17 protein-coding genes are annotated in these 13,990 nt (G+C 60.6%); 12 read left to right on the top strand and 5 right to left on the bottom strand.

The features are described 5' to 3' along the window. Window positions 1–12: 12 nt before the first annotated feature. Genes GH975_RS09445 through GH975_RS09435 form a run of 3 tightly spaced genes read left to right on the top strand, consistent with a single transcriptional unit; the run spans window position 13 to window position 1,775 of the window. Window positions 13–831, top strand: a complete 819-nt coding sequence (locus GH975_RS09445) for an IclR family transcriptional regulator (protein ID WP_153714283.1) — start codon at window positions 13–15, stop codon at window positions 829–831. Further along, window positions 832–1,518, top strand: a complete 687-nt coding sequence (locus GH975_RS09440; RefSeq protein ID WP_153714282.1) for an SDR family NAD(P)-dependent oxidoreductase — start codon at window positions 832–834, stop codon at window positions 1,516–1,518. Then, window positions 1,515–1,775 carry a GIY-YIG nuclease family protein gene (locus tag GH975_RS09435; RefSeq protein WP_246164714.1) on the top strand — a complete coding sequence of 87 codons (261 nt, stop codon included), beginning with the start codon at window positions 1,515–1,517 and terminating at the stop codon, window positions 1,773–1,775. Before GH975_RS09440 ends, GH975_RS09435 begins: the two co-directional genes overlap by 4 nt. Here the strand turns inward: GH975_RS09435 and GH975_RS09430 are convergent. Beyond that, the gene (locus GH975_RS09430; RefSeq protein WP_153714828.1) at window positions 1,772–2,986 is read right to left on the bottom strand and encodes an ammonium transporter; all 1,215 of its coding nucleotides are present in this window, start codon (window positions 2,984–2,986) and stop codon (window positions 1,772–1,774) included. The genes GH975_RS09435 and GH975_RS09430 overlap by 4 nt on opposite strands. Before the next feature lie 224 nt (window positions 2,987–3,210). Between GH975_RS09430 and GH975_RS09425 the strand changes: the two genes are divergently transcribed. Genes GH975_RS09425 through GH975_RS09415 form a run of 3 tightly spaced genes read left to right on the top strand, consistent with a single transcriptional unit; the run spans window position 3,211 to window position 5,636 of the window. Further along, window positions 3,211–4,110 (top strand): LysR family transcriptional regulator, encoded by a 900-nt coding sequence (locus GH975_RS09425; protein ID WP_170272618.1) that lies wholly within the window; start codon window positions 3,211–3,213, stop codon window positions 4,108–4,110. 3 nt (window positions 4,111–4,113) lie between these two features. After that, the gene (locus GH975_RS09420) at window positions 4,114–5,208 is read left to right on the top strand and encodes a tRNA-queuosine alpha-mannosyltransferase domain-containing protein (RefSeq protein ID WP_153714279.1); all 1,095 of its coding nucleotides are present in this window, start codon (window positions 4,114–4,116) and stop codon (window positions 5,206–5,208) included. A gap of 17 nt (window positions 5,209–5,225) precedes the next feature. Beyond that, window positions 5,226–5,636, top strand: a complete 411-nt coding sequence (locus tag GH975_RS09415; RefSeq protein ID WP_153714278.1) for a VOC family protein — start codon at window positions 5,226–5,228, stop codon at window positions 5,634–5,636. Window positions 5,637–5,651: 15 nt separating this feature from the next. Here GH975_RS09415 and GH975_RS12305 read toward each other — a convergent pair whose 3' ends face one another. Then, on the bottom strand, window positions 5,652–7,919 hold the full coding sequence (locus GH975_RS12305) for an NADP-dependent malic enzyme (RefSeq protein WP_153714277.1): 2,268 nt from the start codon (window positions 7,917–7,919) through the stop codon (window positions 5,652–5,654). Window positions 7,920–7,997: 78 nt separating this feature from the next. Between GH975_RS12305 and GH975_RS09405 the strand changes: the two genes are divergently transcribed. Genes GH975_RS09405 through pyrC form a run of 5 tightly spaced genes read left to right on the top strand, consistent with a single transcriptional unit; the run spans window position 7,998 to window position 11,132 of the window. Beyond that, window positions 7,998–8,423 carry a hypothetical protein gene (locus tag GH975_RS09405; protein ID WP_153714276.1) on the top strand — a complete coding sequence of 142 codons (426 nt, stop codon included), beginning with the start codon at window positions 7,998–8,000 and terminating at the stop codon, window positions 8,421–8,423. 31 nt (window positions 8,424–8,454) lie between these two features. Further along, the gene (locus GH975_RS09400) at window positions 8,455–9,015 is read left to right on the top strand and encodes a phosphoribosyltransferase (RefSeq protein ID WP_153714275.1); all 561 of its coding nucleotides are present in this window, start codon (window positions 8,455–8,457) and stop codon (window positions 9,013–9,015) included. Between the two features lie 3 nt (window positions 9,016–9,018). Further along, window positions 9,019–9,393, top strand: a complete 375-nt coding sequence (locus tag GH975_RS09395) for a CidA/LrgA family protein (RefSeq protein ID WP_153714274.1) — start codon at window positions 9,019–9,021, stop codon at window positions 9,391–9,393. Next, a complete protein-coding gene (locus GH975_RS09390; protein ID WP_153714273.1) occupies window positions 9,386–10,099 on the top strand; it encodes an LrgB family protein in 714 nt (237 codons plus the stop codon). Before GH975_RS09395 ends, GH975_RS09390 begins: the two co-directional genes overlap by 8 nt. 1 nt (window position 10,100) lies before the next feature. Then, the gene (pyrC, locus tag GH975_RS09385; protein ID WP_153714272.1) at window positions 10,101–11,132 is read left to right on the top strand and encodes a dihydroorotase; all 1,032 of its coding nucleotides are present in this window, start codon (window positions 10,101–10,103) and stop codon (window positions 11,130–11,132) included. 2 nt (window positions 11,133–11,134) lie between these two features. On the opposite strand, the gene GH975_RS09380 is transcribed toward pyrC, so the two are convergent. The 3 genes from GH975_RS09380 to GH975_RS12180 all read right to left on the bottom strand — a co-directional run bounded on the left by GH975_RS09380 (window position 11,135) and on the right by GH975_RS12180 (window position 13,248). Next, window positions 11,135–11,578 (bottom strand): VOC family protein, encoded by a 444-nt coding sequence (locus GH975_RS09380; RefSeq protein ID WP_153714271.1) that lies wholly within the window; start codon window positions 11,576–11,578, stop codon window positions 11,135–11,137. After that, window positions 11,575–12,696, bottom strand: a complete 1,122-nt coding sequence (locus tag GH975_RS09375) for a sulfatase-like hydrolase/transferase (protein WP_246164713.1) — start codon at window positions 12,694–12,696, stop codon at window positions 11,575–11,577. The genes GH975_RS09380 and GH975_RS09375 overlap by 4 nt, the downstream gene beginning before the upstream one ends. Before the next feature lie 132 nt (window positions 12,697–12,828). Further along, on the bottom strand, window positions 12,829–13,248 hold the full coding sequence (locus GH975_RS12180) for a sulfatase-like hydrolase/transferase (RefSeq protein ID WP_246164712.1): 420 nt from the start codon (window positions 13,246–13,248) through the stop codon (window positions 12,829–12,831). Window positions 13,249–13,339: 91 nt separating this feature from the next. On the opposite strand from GH975_RS12180, the gene GH975_RS09370 reads away from it, so the two are divergent. Continuing rightward, window positions 13,340–13,966, top strand: a complete 627-nt coding sequence (locus GH975_RS09370) for a DsbA family protein (RefSeq protein ID WP_153714270.1) — start codon at window positions 13,340–13,342, stop codon at window positions 13,964–13,966. The last annotated feature ends 24 nt before the right edge of the window (window positions 13,967–13,990 follow it).

Raw genomic sequence — 13,990 nt, 5'->3', positions numbered from 1 at the left:
TAGACTAGATGAATGAGCCAAAACGACACCACTCAAGTTAAAAGCTTGGCCCGCGGGCTGAACATGTTAAAGGCCTTGGCCGCCCATCCCCACGGGCTTGCGCTGGCCGATTTGGCGCGCGCGGTTGAGCTGGCGCCGTCGACCACACACAGGCTGTTGGACACCTTGGTGCAACAACGTTTCGTGCGCCAGTCCAGTGACGGCCTATGGCAGGTTGGCATGACCTGTTTCGAGGTCGGCACCGCATTTTTCGTCGCCCGCGACTGGGTCCGCGATCTTTACCCAGCCTTGGTTGAACTGTCCGAGCGCGGCAACGAAACCGCCAACATGGGCACCCTGGATGGTGACGAGGTGATCTTTGTCGGGCAGGTCGAATGCCGCGAAGTCATGCGCATGGTGGCGCCCCTGGGATCGCGCGCACCGGCATACGCATCGGGCGTCGGTAAGGCCCTGTTAGCGTCCCGGGAATCCGCTTCGATCCTGCGTCACCTGCCACAACCGATGCCGGCGGCCTTTACCGCCACCACACTGGATTCAACGGACGCGGTGTTGGCCGATATGCAGGCCATCCGCGAGCGTGGCTATGCGATCGACTGGGAAGAGCGCAACCCGGGTTTGCGCTGCGTGGCTGCACCGGTGTTTGACGAGCATGGGGCCGCCCAGGTGGCGATTTCATTGTCCGGGCCAGCCACGCGCATGGACGAGGCACGTGTCCATGAGCTGGGTCGCTGGGTGGCCGCGACCGCCTATCAGCGCACACTCGAACTCGGTGGCCATTGGCCGGATGCCTGGGCACGGCCTTCGGAAGCCCGCGCGGGCACGGCCTCGTAAATGGCGACTTTGATCATTGGCGGCACCGCCGGCATCGGAAAGGCCTGGGCGGCGCACTTGCGCGACCTCGGCCAGACGGTCTGGGTGGCCGCACGCAGCGGCGGCGATTGGCGCGTCGATGTCACCGACGAGGACAGCATCCAGGCCTTGGCGAACGCGGTGATGGCCGCGGACGAACCCTTGGACAGGCTGATTTACACAGTCGGGCTGCTGCACGCGGACGGGATGGGGCCTGAAAAAAGCATTCGCCAGTTGCAACCGGCGAATGCCCTGCGCAGTTTCCAAATTAATACCCTGGCGCCGGCACTGATCGGTAAGGCCTTTTGGCAGTGGTTACGCAAAAGTCCTGAGCCGACGTACGTCACGCTGTCCGCTCGGGTCGGCTCGATCAGCGACAATCGCTTGGGCGGTTGGCACAGCTACCGGGCCGCAAAGGCCGCCCAAAATATGATGATGACCAACCTGGCGATCGAGCTGAAACGGGTTAATCCCTGGGCGACGATCGCCATGTTGCACCCGGGCACGGTGGATACCGGCTTGTCCAAGCCGTTTCAGGCCGCGGTGCCCGCCGGCAAACTGTTTACGCCGGCCCAGGCCGCGGCCCAGCTGGAATCGGTGGTTCAGGGGCTGACCCCGGCGCAAACAGGCGCCTTTATTGACTGGAACCACCAGCCGATCCCGTTTTGAGCAAACCCTGGGCGGTCTACCTGTTGCAGTGCCGTTCCGGGCGGTTGTACACCGGCGTTGCGGTCGACGTGCAGGCGCGCTTTGCGCTGCATCAGGCCGGTAAGGGTGCGCGCTTCACCAAAGCCGATCCGCCGGTGGCGCTGTTGGCCTATCAGTGGTTGGACGGGCGCTCGGCTGCGCTGAAAGAAGAGTACCGAATCAAGCAGTTGCCGCGGGCGCAGAAACTGGACTTGATTCGGCAGTGGAACGCGACCTAGTCGCGCTGGTCGGGGTTGGCCTTAATCTTGTGGATCGATAAATCCGCGCCGTTGAATTCTTGCTCTTGGTCCAGTCGCAGGCCGACGGTTTTATACAGCGTGCCGTAGACCACCGTGCCGCCGATTAAGGCCACTGCAACGCCGCTTAGTGTGCCAACAATTTGCGCGCCTAGGGTGACTCCACCCAGCCCACCTAGAGCCTCCAGGCCGAAAATCCCGGCGGCGATACCGCCCCAAACGCCGCACAAACCGTGCAACGGCCAGACGCCCAAAACGTCGTCGAGCGCCTTGCGGCTTTGGCCCCAGGTAAACAGAAACACAAACAGGCCGCCGGCGACCAGGCCGGTCGCCAGTGCGCCGATGGGGTGCATAATGTCCGATCCCGCACAAATCGCGACCAAGCCTGCAAGCGGTCCGTTATGGATGAACCCCGGGTCGTTTTTGCCAACGATCAAGGCTGCGAGGGTGCCGCCGACCATGGCCATTAAGCTGTTGACCGCCACTAAGCCTGAAATGCCGTCCATGGCCTGGGCACTCATGACGTTGAAACCAAACCAGCCGACGATCAGGATCCAGGCGCCAAGGGCCAAGAACGGGATGCTGGACGGTGCGAAGCTGACCAAGCGGCCGTCACGGAAACGACCGCGCCGGCTGCCCAAAAATAATACCGCCACCAGCGCCAGCCAGCCGCCCATGGCGTGGACCACAACCGAGCCCGCAAAATCATGGAAGGGCGCGCCGAAGCGAGCTTCCAGCCAGGCTTGGAAGCCAAGGTTGCCGTTCCAGATCAAGCCTTCAAAGAAGGGATACACCAGCGCAACCACGGTGACGTTGGCCATCATCATCGGCCAAAACGCAGCGCGTTCGGCGATGCCGCCACTGATAATGGCTGGAATGGCAGCGGCAAAGGTCAGCAAAAAGAAGAACTTGGTCAGCTCGTAGCCGTTATTAGCAATTAGGCTGTCGGCGGAGCCAAAAAAGTTGCTGCCGTAGGCGAGGCTGTAACCGACCGCAAAGTAGGCAATAGCCGAGGCGCCAAAGTCGGTCAGGATTTTAACCAGGGCGTTGACTTGGTTTTTGTGGCGCACGGTCCCGACTTCTAAAAAGGCGAAGCCGGCATGCATGAACAGCACGAGTATCGCCCCCATCAAAATAAAGAAGGTATCGGCGCTACTGGCGATCAGGTCCAGGCGGGTAGCTAAGGAGGCCATGTTGTCGGTCATTGTCATTCCTTGCGCACTGCAGAGGTGCGTTTTTATTCGATTTTCGGTTCGTTGCACTAAAATTGTGCGCTTTTAGGTCGTTACCAAACGCGCAGCCAGCTAAACGCCGCGTGTGCACCAAAACTAAGCGATTTCTGTGCCAGCTATGACCACCCTTGCGCTGAGCCGCAATGGCACCAATAACTAGACAAACTTCAGTCATTGGATCCGTTATGGAATATCTCGCCCGTTTGCCCCTGTTTGTTCGTGTGGTGCGCCTCGGCAGCTTCGCGGCGGTTGCGCGCGAGGTGGACATGACACCGTCCGCGGTTAGCAAGCAAATTCAGCGCCTGGAGAGCGAGCTGGGGGTGCGACTATTTCAGCGCACCACGCGTCAGTTGGCACTAACCGATGAGGGGCAGCGGTTTTATGAGCAGTCGTCGCCGTTGGTCGAGGGCTTACTCGAGGCCTCCGACCAGTTAAAGGAGCGCCAGTTGGCGCTGGTAGGCAAGTTGCGAGTCTCGGTCCCGGGGGCTCTACTTAACCACGGCATGTCAGACGCCTTCGCTGAATTCGCGTTGCAGCATCCGGCGTTGGAATTGCAGGTCGAGGCCAGCGAGCGTCTGGTCGATTTGTTACAAGACCATTTTGACATGGCGATTCGGATCGCTGCGCTCGAGGATTCGTCCTTGGTGGCGCGGCGTCTGGCGCCGGCGCCCATGTGGTTGGTAGCGTCACCGGACTTTGTTGCGGTGCACGGCACGCCGATCCACCCCGAGCAGTGGATCGGTGCGCCTATGGTCACTTACGCCGGCCATGGCCGCCAAGCGTTTCGATTCGAGGGGCCGGACGGGGCCGCGGATGTGCGTTTCCAAGGGCGCTTGCAGGGTGACAGCGATGCGTTTTTGTTGACGGCGGCGCGCCATCACCTGGGCTTTTGCATCGTGCCGGCATTCGCCGCTCAATCGGCGGTCAAGTCCGGGCAACTTGTGCGCCTGTTGGCAGACTGGACGTTACAGCCTGAGCGTAGCATTTGGGCGGTCTATCCTCATAGGCAGCACCTGCCCATTCGCACCCGTACTTTGATCGATCACTTGGTGGGCTGGTTTGACCGCAATGCCGAATTAGGATGAAGTATGAATCCCAGCCACGCGCGCGTTTTGGTGGTGTCAGCGTATGACGCCGACAGCCATCAGTATTGGTTCAATCGATTAACGGAAATGTACCCCGATGCGGCGTTTACGCGGATTGCACTGCCACCGGTTAACTATGCCTGGCGTCAGCGTGGCAACGCGTTGCGGCTGGCAGGTGAGTTTGAAACCCAACTCAGCGGCGATTACGACATGCTATGGGTAACCTCGGCGGTCGATTTGGCAACCCTGCGCGGACTGGTGCCGTGCCTAGCTAACCTGCCGACGCTGGTGTACTTCCACGAAAACCCGTTTGCCTATCCGGACGCGTCGCGACCCGGGCATGCCCTCGACGCCCAGCTGACCAGCCTATACACGGCGATGGCGGCGGACCGCTGTGTGTTCAATTCACGCCATAACCTGAGCTCGTTTTTGTCGGGGGTGGCGGCGCTGTTGGACAAATGCCCGGACGAAGTTCCGCCCGGTGTCGTTCAGTCGTTATTGGCAAAAAGTCAGGAAACGCCGGTGCCGCTGGCCGGGGATCTGTTTGGGCGCGAGATCGCGGAGCGCGATCGTCCTGGCATTCGAATCGCATGGAATCACCGCTGGGGCTTTGACAAAGGGCCGGAGCGTTTGCTGGCCTTCGCCAAGGCTCTGGATCGCTCGGACGTGGACGCCCAATTGATGCTGCTCGGGCACCGCTCGGACGTTGCCCCCGGTAGCCTGCGCGAGTTGCTCGACCACTACGGGCACCTGGTCAGCTTCAATGGTTTTGAAGACGATCGTGAAATGTACTGCGCCCGATTGGCTATGGCTGACGTGGTGTTATCGACCGCACGGCATGACTTTCAGGGGCTCTGCATCATGGAAGCGGTGGCCTTGGGCTGTGTGCCGTTGGTGCCGGATCGCCTTAGTTACCCTGAGTTTTTCCAAGACACGCCGCGCTACCGCTCAAGCCCAGATGCCGACGCCGAAGCGACCAATGCGGTGGCACTGCTTCGGATGTGGCGCGACAACGGGTTGCCGCCGGTGCCGGATGTCAGTCGATTCCGCGTTTCGGTGCTTGAACAACAGTACACGCAGGCGATAATGGCGCTCTAATGATAAGGAGCTCCGCCATGTTGCAGCCGTTTCACCTAGCCATTCCGGTCGATGACCTGTCCGCAGCCCGTGCCTTTTATGGTGATCTGATGGGCTGTGCCGAGGGGCGCAGCAGCGATCAATGGATCGATTACGATTTTTTTGGCCACCAACTGGTCACCCATGTTGCGCCCAAATCGGGTGAACACCGCAATGACGTCGACGGCAAAGCCGTGCCGGTGCCGCACTTTGGTGTGGTCTTGGCGTGGGATGACTGGCATGCCTTGGCGGATAAGCTGACCGCCGCTGGCTGCGAGTTCGTGATTGAGCCGGGGATCCGGTTTCAGGGGTTGGCCGGCGAACAGGCCACGTTCTTTTTGTACGACCCGGCCTCGAATGCCCTGGAATTCAAGGCATTCAAAGACCCGTCGCAGTTGTTTGCCGTTTAGGCTCGCAACCCGCCGTTAGCGGCCGATACTGTCAACCGCAGCCATGGCGCTGATGTTGACGATGCCGCGCACGGTGACCGCGCTGGTCATGATGTGGACCGGCATGTCGGCGCCCAACAACAGCGGCCCGACCGACACACCACCGCCCAATACCTTCAACAGGTTGCGGGCGATGTTGGCGGCATCCAAGTTGGGCATGATCAGCAAGTTCGCTTCGCCGGTTAGCAGCGACTCCGGCATCATGTCAGCACGGATATTTTCATCCAATGCAGCATCCGCGTGCATTTCGCCTTCAATTTCCAAGTCCGGCGCCAATTCGCGAATCATCGACAGGGCTTGTTGCATGTTGACGGCGGATTTATATGGGCTCGAGCCGAAGTTTGAGTGGCTGACCAGGGCGGCCTTCGGGGTGATACCGAATTGACGCATTTCCTCGGCCGCCAGCAAGGTCGATTCGCAGATCTGTTGCGGGGTCGGCTCGTAGGTGACATGCGTGTCGGCAATAAAGAAGGTGCCGCGTGGCAAAATCAGCACCGACAGGGCGCTTAGGTCATCCACCCCGGGGCGTTTGCCGATCACGTCCTTGACCACTTCTAGGTGCTTGCGGTAGCTGCCGAACGAGCCGCACACCATCGAGTCGCCCATGCCCATGCGCAGGGCCATGCACGCCACCAAGGTGAAGTTGGCGCGAATACGGGCCTGGGCCGCTTTTGGCGTGACCCCGCGGCGCGCCATCAGCTTGTAGTATTCCTGACCCATGGTGGTCATTTGCTCATCATCCAAGTAATCGATGATGTCAAAGTCGACGCCCGCGGTGATGTTCAGGCTCATGCTGTCGATCTTTTCTTGGATGACCGGGGGGCGTCCGACCAAAATCGGCCGCGCCAGCTTTTCCGAGACCACACGCTGGACCGCTTGCAGCACCTTGCCCGATTCGCCCTCGGCGTAAATCAGCCGCTGTTGGGCGGCTTTGGCACGCTCAAATACCGGTTTCATCAAGATGCCGGAACGGAACACGAAGCGGTTTAGGCGTTCACGGTAGGCTTCGAAATCCGTGATCGGACGGGTCGCCACGCCGGAGTCAATCGCCGCTTTGGCCACGGCGGTGGCGATCTCGACGATCAGGCGCGGGTCGAACGGCTTGGGGATCAGGTTGTCGGGACCGAAGGTTTGGGCCTCGTTGCCATAGGCGCTGGCGACTTCGGGGCTGGGCGGTGCCATGGCCAGGTCGGCGATGGCGTGTGCACAGGCCTTTTTCATTTCTTCATTGACCGTAGTCGCACCGACATCCAGTGCGCCGCGGAACAAGAATGGGAAACACAGCACGTTGTTGACCTGGTTGGGGAAGTCACTGCGTCCGGTCGCGACGATGGCGTCCGGGCGTGCTTCGCGGGCCAGGTCCGGCATGATTTCCGGTGTCGGGTTGGCGAGTGCGAAAATGATCGGCGAATCCGCCATGGTTTTGAGCATGTCTTGGGTCACGATGCCCGGCGCCGAGCAGCCTAAAAATGCATCCTTGCCCTTGATCGCGTCGACCAGGGTGCGGTCATCGGTGGCTTGGGCGAAAATCGACTTGTAGGGGTCCATAAAGGTCGTGCGACCCTCGTAGACCACGCCTTCGATGTCGCACACAGTGATGTTCTCGCGGCGCATACCCAGGCTGACCAGCATGTTCAGGCAGGCCAGGGCGGCGGCGCCGGCGCCGGCGCATACCAGTTTGACGTCTTCGATCGGCTTGTTGGCGACGCGGAAGGCGTTCAAAAAGGCCGCGGACACCACAATCGCGGTGCCGTGCTGGTCGTCGTGGAACACCGGAATGTTCATGCGCGCGCGCAGGCGCTTTTCGATCTCGAAGCATTCAGGCGCTTTGATGTCTTCGAGGTTAATGCCGCCAAAGGTCGGCTCTAGCAGGGCCACGGCATTAACGAATTCGTCAACGTCGGTGGTGTCGACTTCGATGTCAAAGCAGTTAATACCGGCGAACTTTTTAAACAGCACCGCCTTGCCTTCCATGACCGGCTTGGACGCGAGCGGGCCGATCGGCCCCAGGCCCAAGACGGCGGTGCCGTTGGTAATCACACCGACCAGGTTGCCGCGGCCGGTCATTTGGGCGGCGGCGGCTTCGTCTTCGACGATGGCTTCGCAGGCATAGGCGACGCCTGGGCTGTAGGCCAGTGCCAGGTCGCGCTGGCTGGTCATGGGTTTGGTCGCGGTAATCTCGAGTTTTCCAGCGGGTTCCATGCTGTGGTATCGGAGAGCGGCTTCTTTAAAATTTTCTGACATTGCGCCTAACGCCTTATAGAGATGTTGAGTAAGATTGAGTGTAATGGAATAGCATTTCAAAAACTTATCGAAACACTGATGAAACTACGAAAAATGGGATTTATCGCCGGCTTCGCGCTGGTGGTTGGGGCACTGATCAGTCTGGCGTTGCCAGACGATCCGAGCAAAGCTGCGGAAAAAGTGTTTAATGAAGTCAACTTCGAATCACAGGACCTGCGCCTGTCCAGCGAGCGCTTGATTGCGACGCGATTGCGTTTGTTGCGCGGCGAAGGGTCCCTGGCCGACCAGCCGGTCCTGCAGGGCGAGGCCGACGCCTTGGTCGGGGATATCGATCGCCAGTTGTCCGAGGTCGCCGATTGGGTCGTCCAATTCGCCGCACCGCCGGCTGATGGCCGGACCGAGTGGTTGCTGGGCCAGCGCGACGCCGTGCGCAGCCTGTTGACTGCGGTCCGCGCGTTAGACAGAAAAGGCCGTGTGCTACTGGGCGATCCGGGCGCAAGCTAGTATCATTGCGCCTCGCAATAGGGACGCACGAATGCCACAACCAGCTCAACAACGATACCGCTTCAGCTACGCCGACATCCATCACACGCTGGGGCTTGCGGCCCAAGAAGTGATCGAATCGGGCCTCGAGTTCGACTACATATTGGCGATCGGCGGCGGTGGTTACATTCCCGCACGTATCCTGCGCACCTACTTGAATCGCCCGATACTGTCGGTGGCGCTTAGCCGCTACAGCGATGACGCGCCGCCGAGCGACACGCCGCTCAAGTTACAGTGGACCGAGGGCTTCGCCGAAGCCATACGTGGCAAGCGTTTGCTGGTGGTGGACGAAGTCGACGACCAACGCACGACCTTGGCATGGTGCCTGAACGAGCTCAATCACGAGTCCCCCAGCGCGCTGTCGGTGCTGGTGCTGCACGATAAAAACAAGCGCAAAAATGCCGAGTACCCTGACTACGTAGACCGCGTCTTTGTCGGTCAGCGCATCGAAGACTACTGGGTCGAATACCCCTGGGACGCGCTGGACATCTACGGCCATGAGGAAACGGCTCAGGGCTTGGTCGACGTCGAAATGCCCTACGGTAGCCACTAGCCGATGCCGGCGGCGATCACCTTTCTGCTAAGTTTCCAACTGGCGGGAATGGTGTTGGTCACGGCGCTGTCGCTGGCTATTCCGGAACCGGTGATCGGCCTGGTGTTGCTGTTTGCCTGGGTGCGCTTTGGTTTGCCGACGCCGGCGGCGCTGGACGCCATGTGCACCGGATTGCTGTCGCACCTGTCGCTATTGTTCGTGCCGGCGGCGGTCGGTTTGATGACCTACGCGGATCTATTGTGGGATCACTGGTTGCCGGTCGGTCTGGCGTTATTGATTTCGACGCCGTTGTCGATTGCCACGGGCGCCTGGGTTTTCGCCTGCGTTGCCCGGGCCATGAATCGTCCGCCCGAGGGCGACGAGATTAAACATGGATAGGGCCCAGTTGTGGGTTTACCTGGCCGAGCAGCCACTGATGTGGTTGACGGTGACGCTGCTGGCCTACATGGGCGGGCATGCGCTGTTTGTGCGCTCGGGGCACCGCGCGTGGGTTAATCCGGTGGCCATTGCTGGGCTGTCGTTGGCGGCGATCTTGGTCGTTACCGGCACGCCTTACAGCGAGTATTTTGAGGGCGCGCAGTTCGTCCACTTTTTGTTGGGACCGGCGACTGTGGCGTTGGCATGGCCACTGCACAAAAACTGGGCCAGCGTGTCGCGCCTGTTGGTGCCCTTGTTTTGCGCCTTGATCGCCGGCTCATTGATCTCTGTTGGCAGTGCCGTCGCCATTGCGTACGCCCTGGGCGCGCCGTCGGAGGTGTGGCTGTCGCTGGCGCCTAAATCAGTCACCAGCCCGATCGCCATGGGTGTCGCCGAAAAAATTGGCGGACTGCCGGCCTTAACCGCCGGCTTGGTTGTCAGTACCGGCATTATCGGCGCGATCATGGTAACGCCGTTGATGGACGCTATGGGTATTCGCGATTGGCGCGCGCGCGGCATGGCCGTGGGTGTCGCCGCGCACGGTATTGGCACCGCCCGGGCCTTTCAAGTGAATCCAGTCGCCGGTGTATTCGCCGCGACCGCCATGGTGTTAAACGCCTTGGTGACCGCTTTAGTTGCCAGTTTACTGGCCGGAACAGGAACCTAGTATGAATAGCATTACCATCGCCCGCCCTGATGATTGGCACGTGCACCTGCGTGACGATGACATGCTTGAACAGGTGGTTGAGTTCACCGCGCGCCAGTTCGCCCGCGCCATTGTGATGCCGAACTTGAAGCCGCCGGTGATTAATATCGAGCGGGCGATTGCGTACCGTGACCGGATCTTGGCGGCCTGCCCTGAGCAGTACGATTTTACGCCCTTGATGACCGCGTATTTAACCGATACCACCGATCCCGCAGAGCTGGAACGCGGGTTCGCGGCGGGCGTTTTGACCGCGGTTAAGTTGTACCCCGCTAACGCGACCACCAACAGCGCCGCCGGCGTCAGCAGTGTCGACGCCGTGCGTGGCTGCCTCGAAGTGATGCAGCGGATTGGCATGCCTTTGCTGGTTCACGGCGAGGTGGTCGACCCGGCGATTGATATTTTTGACCGTGAAGCGGTTTTTTTGGAGCGCGTGCTGGCGCCGATGATTGCTGATTTTCCGGCGCTGAAAGTAGTGCTGGAACACATCACCACGGCCGATTCGGTCGACTTCATCATGGCATCGACGACGCCACTGGCGGCGACCATTACCGCGCACCACCTGCAGGTCAACCGCAACCACATGTTGGTCGGCGGCATTCGCCCGCACTACTACTGTTTACCGATCGTTAAGCGCGCCAGCCACCAACAAGCCCTGCGTGACGCCGCAACCGGCGGTGATACGCGCTTTTTCTTGGGCACCGACACGGCGCCGCATCCGATCACGGGCAAGCACAGCGCGTGCGGCTGTGCCGGGGTGTTCACGGCACCCTGTGCGCTGGAAAGTTATGTACAGGTGTTTGATGAGGAAAACGCGCTGGACAAATTCGAGGCCTTCGCGTCCTTCAATGGGCCGGCGTTTTACGGTTTGCCGGTCAACACGGGGACGCTGACCTTGACCCGCACGCCGACCAAAGTTGGTGGTGACTTAGGCGAGGGTGACGCCGCCATCCGGCCTTACCGGATGGGCGAAACCCTGCCCTGGTCAGTGGCTTAGTCCTACCAGTCGCCGACGTTGGGCCGCGAGGCCCAGGGCTCGGCCGGTGCCAGCGACTCGCCATCTTGCAACAGTTCAATGCTGATGCCATCGGGGCTTCGGATAAAGGCCATGTGACCGTCGCGCGGTGGCCGCAAAATGGTGACGCCGCCGTCTTCAAGTCGTCGGCAGGTGGCATAGATATCATCCACGCCGTAGGCCAAGTGGCCAAACGCCCGCCCTGGCAAGGGGTAGTCCTCGGGGTCCCAGTTATAGGTCAGCTCCAGCACCGGTGTTTTGTCAGCGCGGGCCCGATCGCTGTCGCTCGCGCTAGCTAAATAGACCAGGGTAAAGCGGCCGCCGGTGCTGTCATACCGGTTGACCTCGACCAATCCCAATAGCTCGCAGTAAAAGTGCATGGACGCGTCCAGATCGTGGACGCGTACCATGGTGTGCAGGTATCTCATTGTGCAGTTTCCTTCGTGTTGATGTGCAATGCGTGGCCGCGGATCGGCTCAATCAGTTCGTCGTCCAACTCGCGTCCATCATACAGCCCGCGTAAGACGCCTTTGCGCGCCGGCTGGCCACTCATGGCGTTGATGCGTGCGTCCGACAGCGCGGTGCGCCCGGACATACGCAGCCCCCATTGCGCCAGGTGCTGGTACATGGTGGCGCGCACGCCGTCATGGTCATCACTGGCGCCGAGGTCGTTGAGCTCGTGTGGGTCGCGCTCACGATCGAACAGCATAGGCCGCAGTCCGCCCTCAAAATGGACCAGCTTCCAGGCGTGGTCAACCACCATGAAAATGCGGGCATCGCGCGGACTGATGCCCAGATCGCGGGCCATCGGCGTCGGCCCGTAGTCGTATTCACTGATCGCATAGGTGCGCCAGGTATCGGGCGTGCAGCCATGCAACCACGGCAATAGCGAGCGCCCCTCCAGCACATGGTCCGGTATGGGGTGGCCGGTCCAGTCGATAAAGGTGCTGGCCAAATCGATGGCCTCGACCAGGGCGTCACAGGTGCTGGCGCGGGTGGCATCGGCCGCCGGGTTAGGATCGACGATGATCATGGGGATTTTCACCGAACAGTCATGAAACAGGTCCTTCTCGCCCATCCAATGATCGCCCAGGTAGTCGCCGTGATCCGAGGTCACCACGATCAAGGTGTTGTCACGCTGGCCGCTGCGATCTAGGTAATCAAACAACCGACCTAATTCATCGTCGCATTGGGCGATTAAGCCCATGTAGGCAGGAATGGCCTTGTCGCGGACGTCTTGGCGGCTAAACCCGCGGCCGATCAGGCTATTTTGGTAGGCCGCAAAGACCGGGTGGGTGTCGATGTGTTCGTCATCACTGCGGTTCAGCGCCATAACATCATCGGCGCTGTAGCGATCGTGGTAGGGCGCCGGCACGATGTACGGCCAGTGCGGTTTGATATAGGACAGGTGGCACAGCCACGGCGTTGGGTTGTCGCGGCGACTGTCGATCCAGTCAATGCACTCGCGCGTCAGCCACGGCGTTTCGGAATCTTGGTTGAGGATATTGGCCGGTTTGTCCGCGTTTTCCATCAGCCAGCCCGACAAAATCTCGCCGTTGGGGCCAATCGCCGAGTTGGCGTAATCGTGCCATGGATTGTCGGATTTATAACCGCGTGACGTTAAGTACGCGTTGTACGGCGAGTAGCTTTGATCGTAAATGCCGTCGACGCCTTGCGGTCATAAGCCGTCATCGCGGACATGCACATCAAAGCCGGCCTGGGCGACGCGGGCGCCGATCACGCTGTGCGCATCCAGATCCAAGCGTTGCATGCCCTGCGGATCTGGGACCATGTGGGTTTTGCCGATCAGTACGGCATCATAACCGACCGCCCGTAGGTGATCGCCCAGCGTCTGTTCGCCGACCTTGAGCGGGTAGTTGTTGCGATGGGCGCCGTGGGACTGGGTGTAGCGTCCGGTATAGAAGCTCATGCGCGAGCTGCCGCAGATGGTCGATTGGGCGTAGGCCTGGGTAAAGCGGACCCCGCGCTCGGCTAAGCGGTCGATGTTGGGGGTTTTTAGGCTGGGGTGACCGGCGCAGCTCAAATAGTCCCAGCGCAACTGGTCAAACATAATAAAGAGGATGTTTTGGGTCGGCATAATGGTCTCAGTGTGATGGCGTTCGCGTTAACATTGGCGCCGGTTCACTCGAAAAGCAATCGCGCTGTACGGGCTGTGGTAGGCTCATTTTATGCAACGACTAACCTACGTATATGACCCCATGTGTTCCTGGTGTTTCGGCTTTGCCGACACCTACAACGCCATTTGTGCGGACCTGCCGGCGCAGGTCACCTCGGCGCGGTTGTTGGGTGGCTTGGCGCCGGATAGCGACACCCCGATGGACTCGGGCATGGCGGATATGCTCGCCGCGACCTGGCACCGAATCGAGGCCCAATGCGCCGTCACCTTTGATCACGGCTATTGGGATCAATCGCCGCCACCGCCGCGCACGACTTTTGTGGCGTGCCGCGCGGTGATTGCCGCCCAGACCTTGGGTGCGTCGGATCTGGATATGCTGCGCGCGATTCAGCGCGCCTACTACCAACAGCGCCGCAACGTATGGCAACCGGCGGTATTGACCGAATTGGCGGTCGAACTTGGGCTGGATGGAGCGGCATTCGCCCACGCCTTGGACTCGGTCGCCACGCGCGCCGCGCATACCGATCAACAGCGCCAAGCCGCGGCCATGGGCGTTCAGGGCTACCCAACCTTGGTTTGGCAGGACGACCGTCAAAGCGGTCGGCTGCCGGTCGAATATGGCACGCCGGCGGTGACCCTCGATGTGATTCGCTCGCTGATGGCGGCCGACAATGCCTGAGCCGCTGGTCAGCCTAGGGCTGAC

The sequence above is a fragment of the Litorivicinus lipolyticus genome (assembly GCF_009650135.1).
Classification (GTDB): Bacteria; Pseudomonadota; Gammaproteobacteria; order Pseudomonadales; family Litorivicinaceae; genus Litorivicinus; species Litorivicinus lipolyticus.
The sequence above is the reverse complement of the archived record's forward strand: the minus strand, read 5'-3'. Positions and strand labels throughout refer to the sequence as shown.

Coding starts and splice junctions, on each gene's coding strand:
- GH975_RS09440 (WP_153714282.1), top strand. CDS start 832: ATGGCGACTTTGATCATTGGCGGCACCGCCGGCATCGGAAAGGCCTGG.
- GH975_RS09445 (WP_153714283.1), top strand. CDS start 13: ATGAGCCAAAACGACACCACTCAAGTTAAAAGCTTGGCCCGCGGGCTG.
- GH975_RS09405 (WP_153714276.1), top strand. CDS start 7,998: ATGAAACTACGAAAAATGGGATTTATCGCCGGCTTCGCGCTGGTGGTT.
- GH975_RS09415 (WP_153714278.1), top strand. CDS start 5,226: ATGTTGCAGCCGTTTCACCTAGCCATTCCGGTCGATGACCTGTCCGCA.
- GH975_RS09425 (WP_170272618.1), top strand. CDS start 3,211: ATGGAATATCTCGCCCGTTTGCCCCTGTTTGTTCGTGTGGTGCGCCTC.
- GH975_RS09395 (WP_153714274.1), top strand. CDS start 9,019: ATGCCGGCGGCGATCACCTTTCTGCTAAGTTTCCAACTGGCGGGAATG.
- GH975_RS12305 (WP_153714277.1), bottom strand. CDS start 7,919: ATGTCAGAAAATTTTAAAGAAGCCGCTCTCCGATACCACAGCATGGAA.
- GH975_RS09380 (WP_153714271.1), bottom strand. CDS start 11,578: ATGAGATACCTGCACACCATGGTACGCGTCCACGATCTGGACGCGTCC.
- GH975_RS09420 (WP_153714279.1), top strand. CDS start 4,114: ATGAATCCCAGCCACGCGCGCGTTTTGGTGGTGTCAGCGTATGACGCC.
- GH975_RS09370 (WP_153714270.1), top strand. CDS start 13,340: ATGCAACGACTAACCTACGTATATGACCCCATGTGTTCCTGGTGTTTC.
- GH975_RS09400 (WP_153714275.1), top strand. CDS start 8,455: ATGCCACAACCAGCTCAACAACGATACCGCTTCAGCTACGCCGACATC.
- GH975_RS09430 (WP_153714828.1), bottom strand. CDS start 2,986: ATGGCCTCCTTAGCTACCCGCCTGGACCTGATCGCCAGTAGCGCCGAT.
- GH975_RS12180 (WP_246164712.1), bottom strand. CDS start 13,248: ATGCCGACCCAAAACATCCTCTTTATTATGTTTGACCAGTTGCGCTGG.
- pyrC (WP_153714272.1), top strand. CDS start 10,101: ATGAATAGCATTACCATCGCCCGCCCTGATGATTGGCACGTGCACCTG.
- GH975_RS09390 (WP_153714273.1), top strand. CDS start 9,386: ATGGATAGGGCCCAGTTGTGGGTTTACCTGGCCGAGCAGCCACTGATG.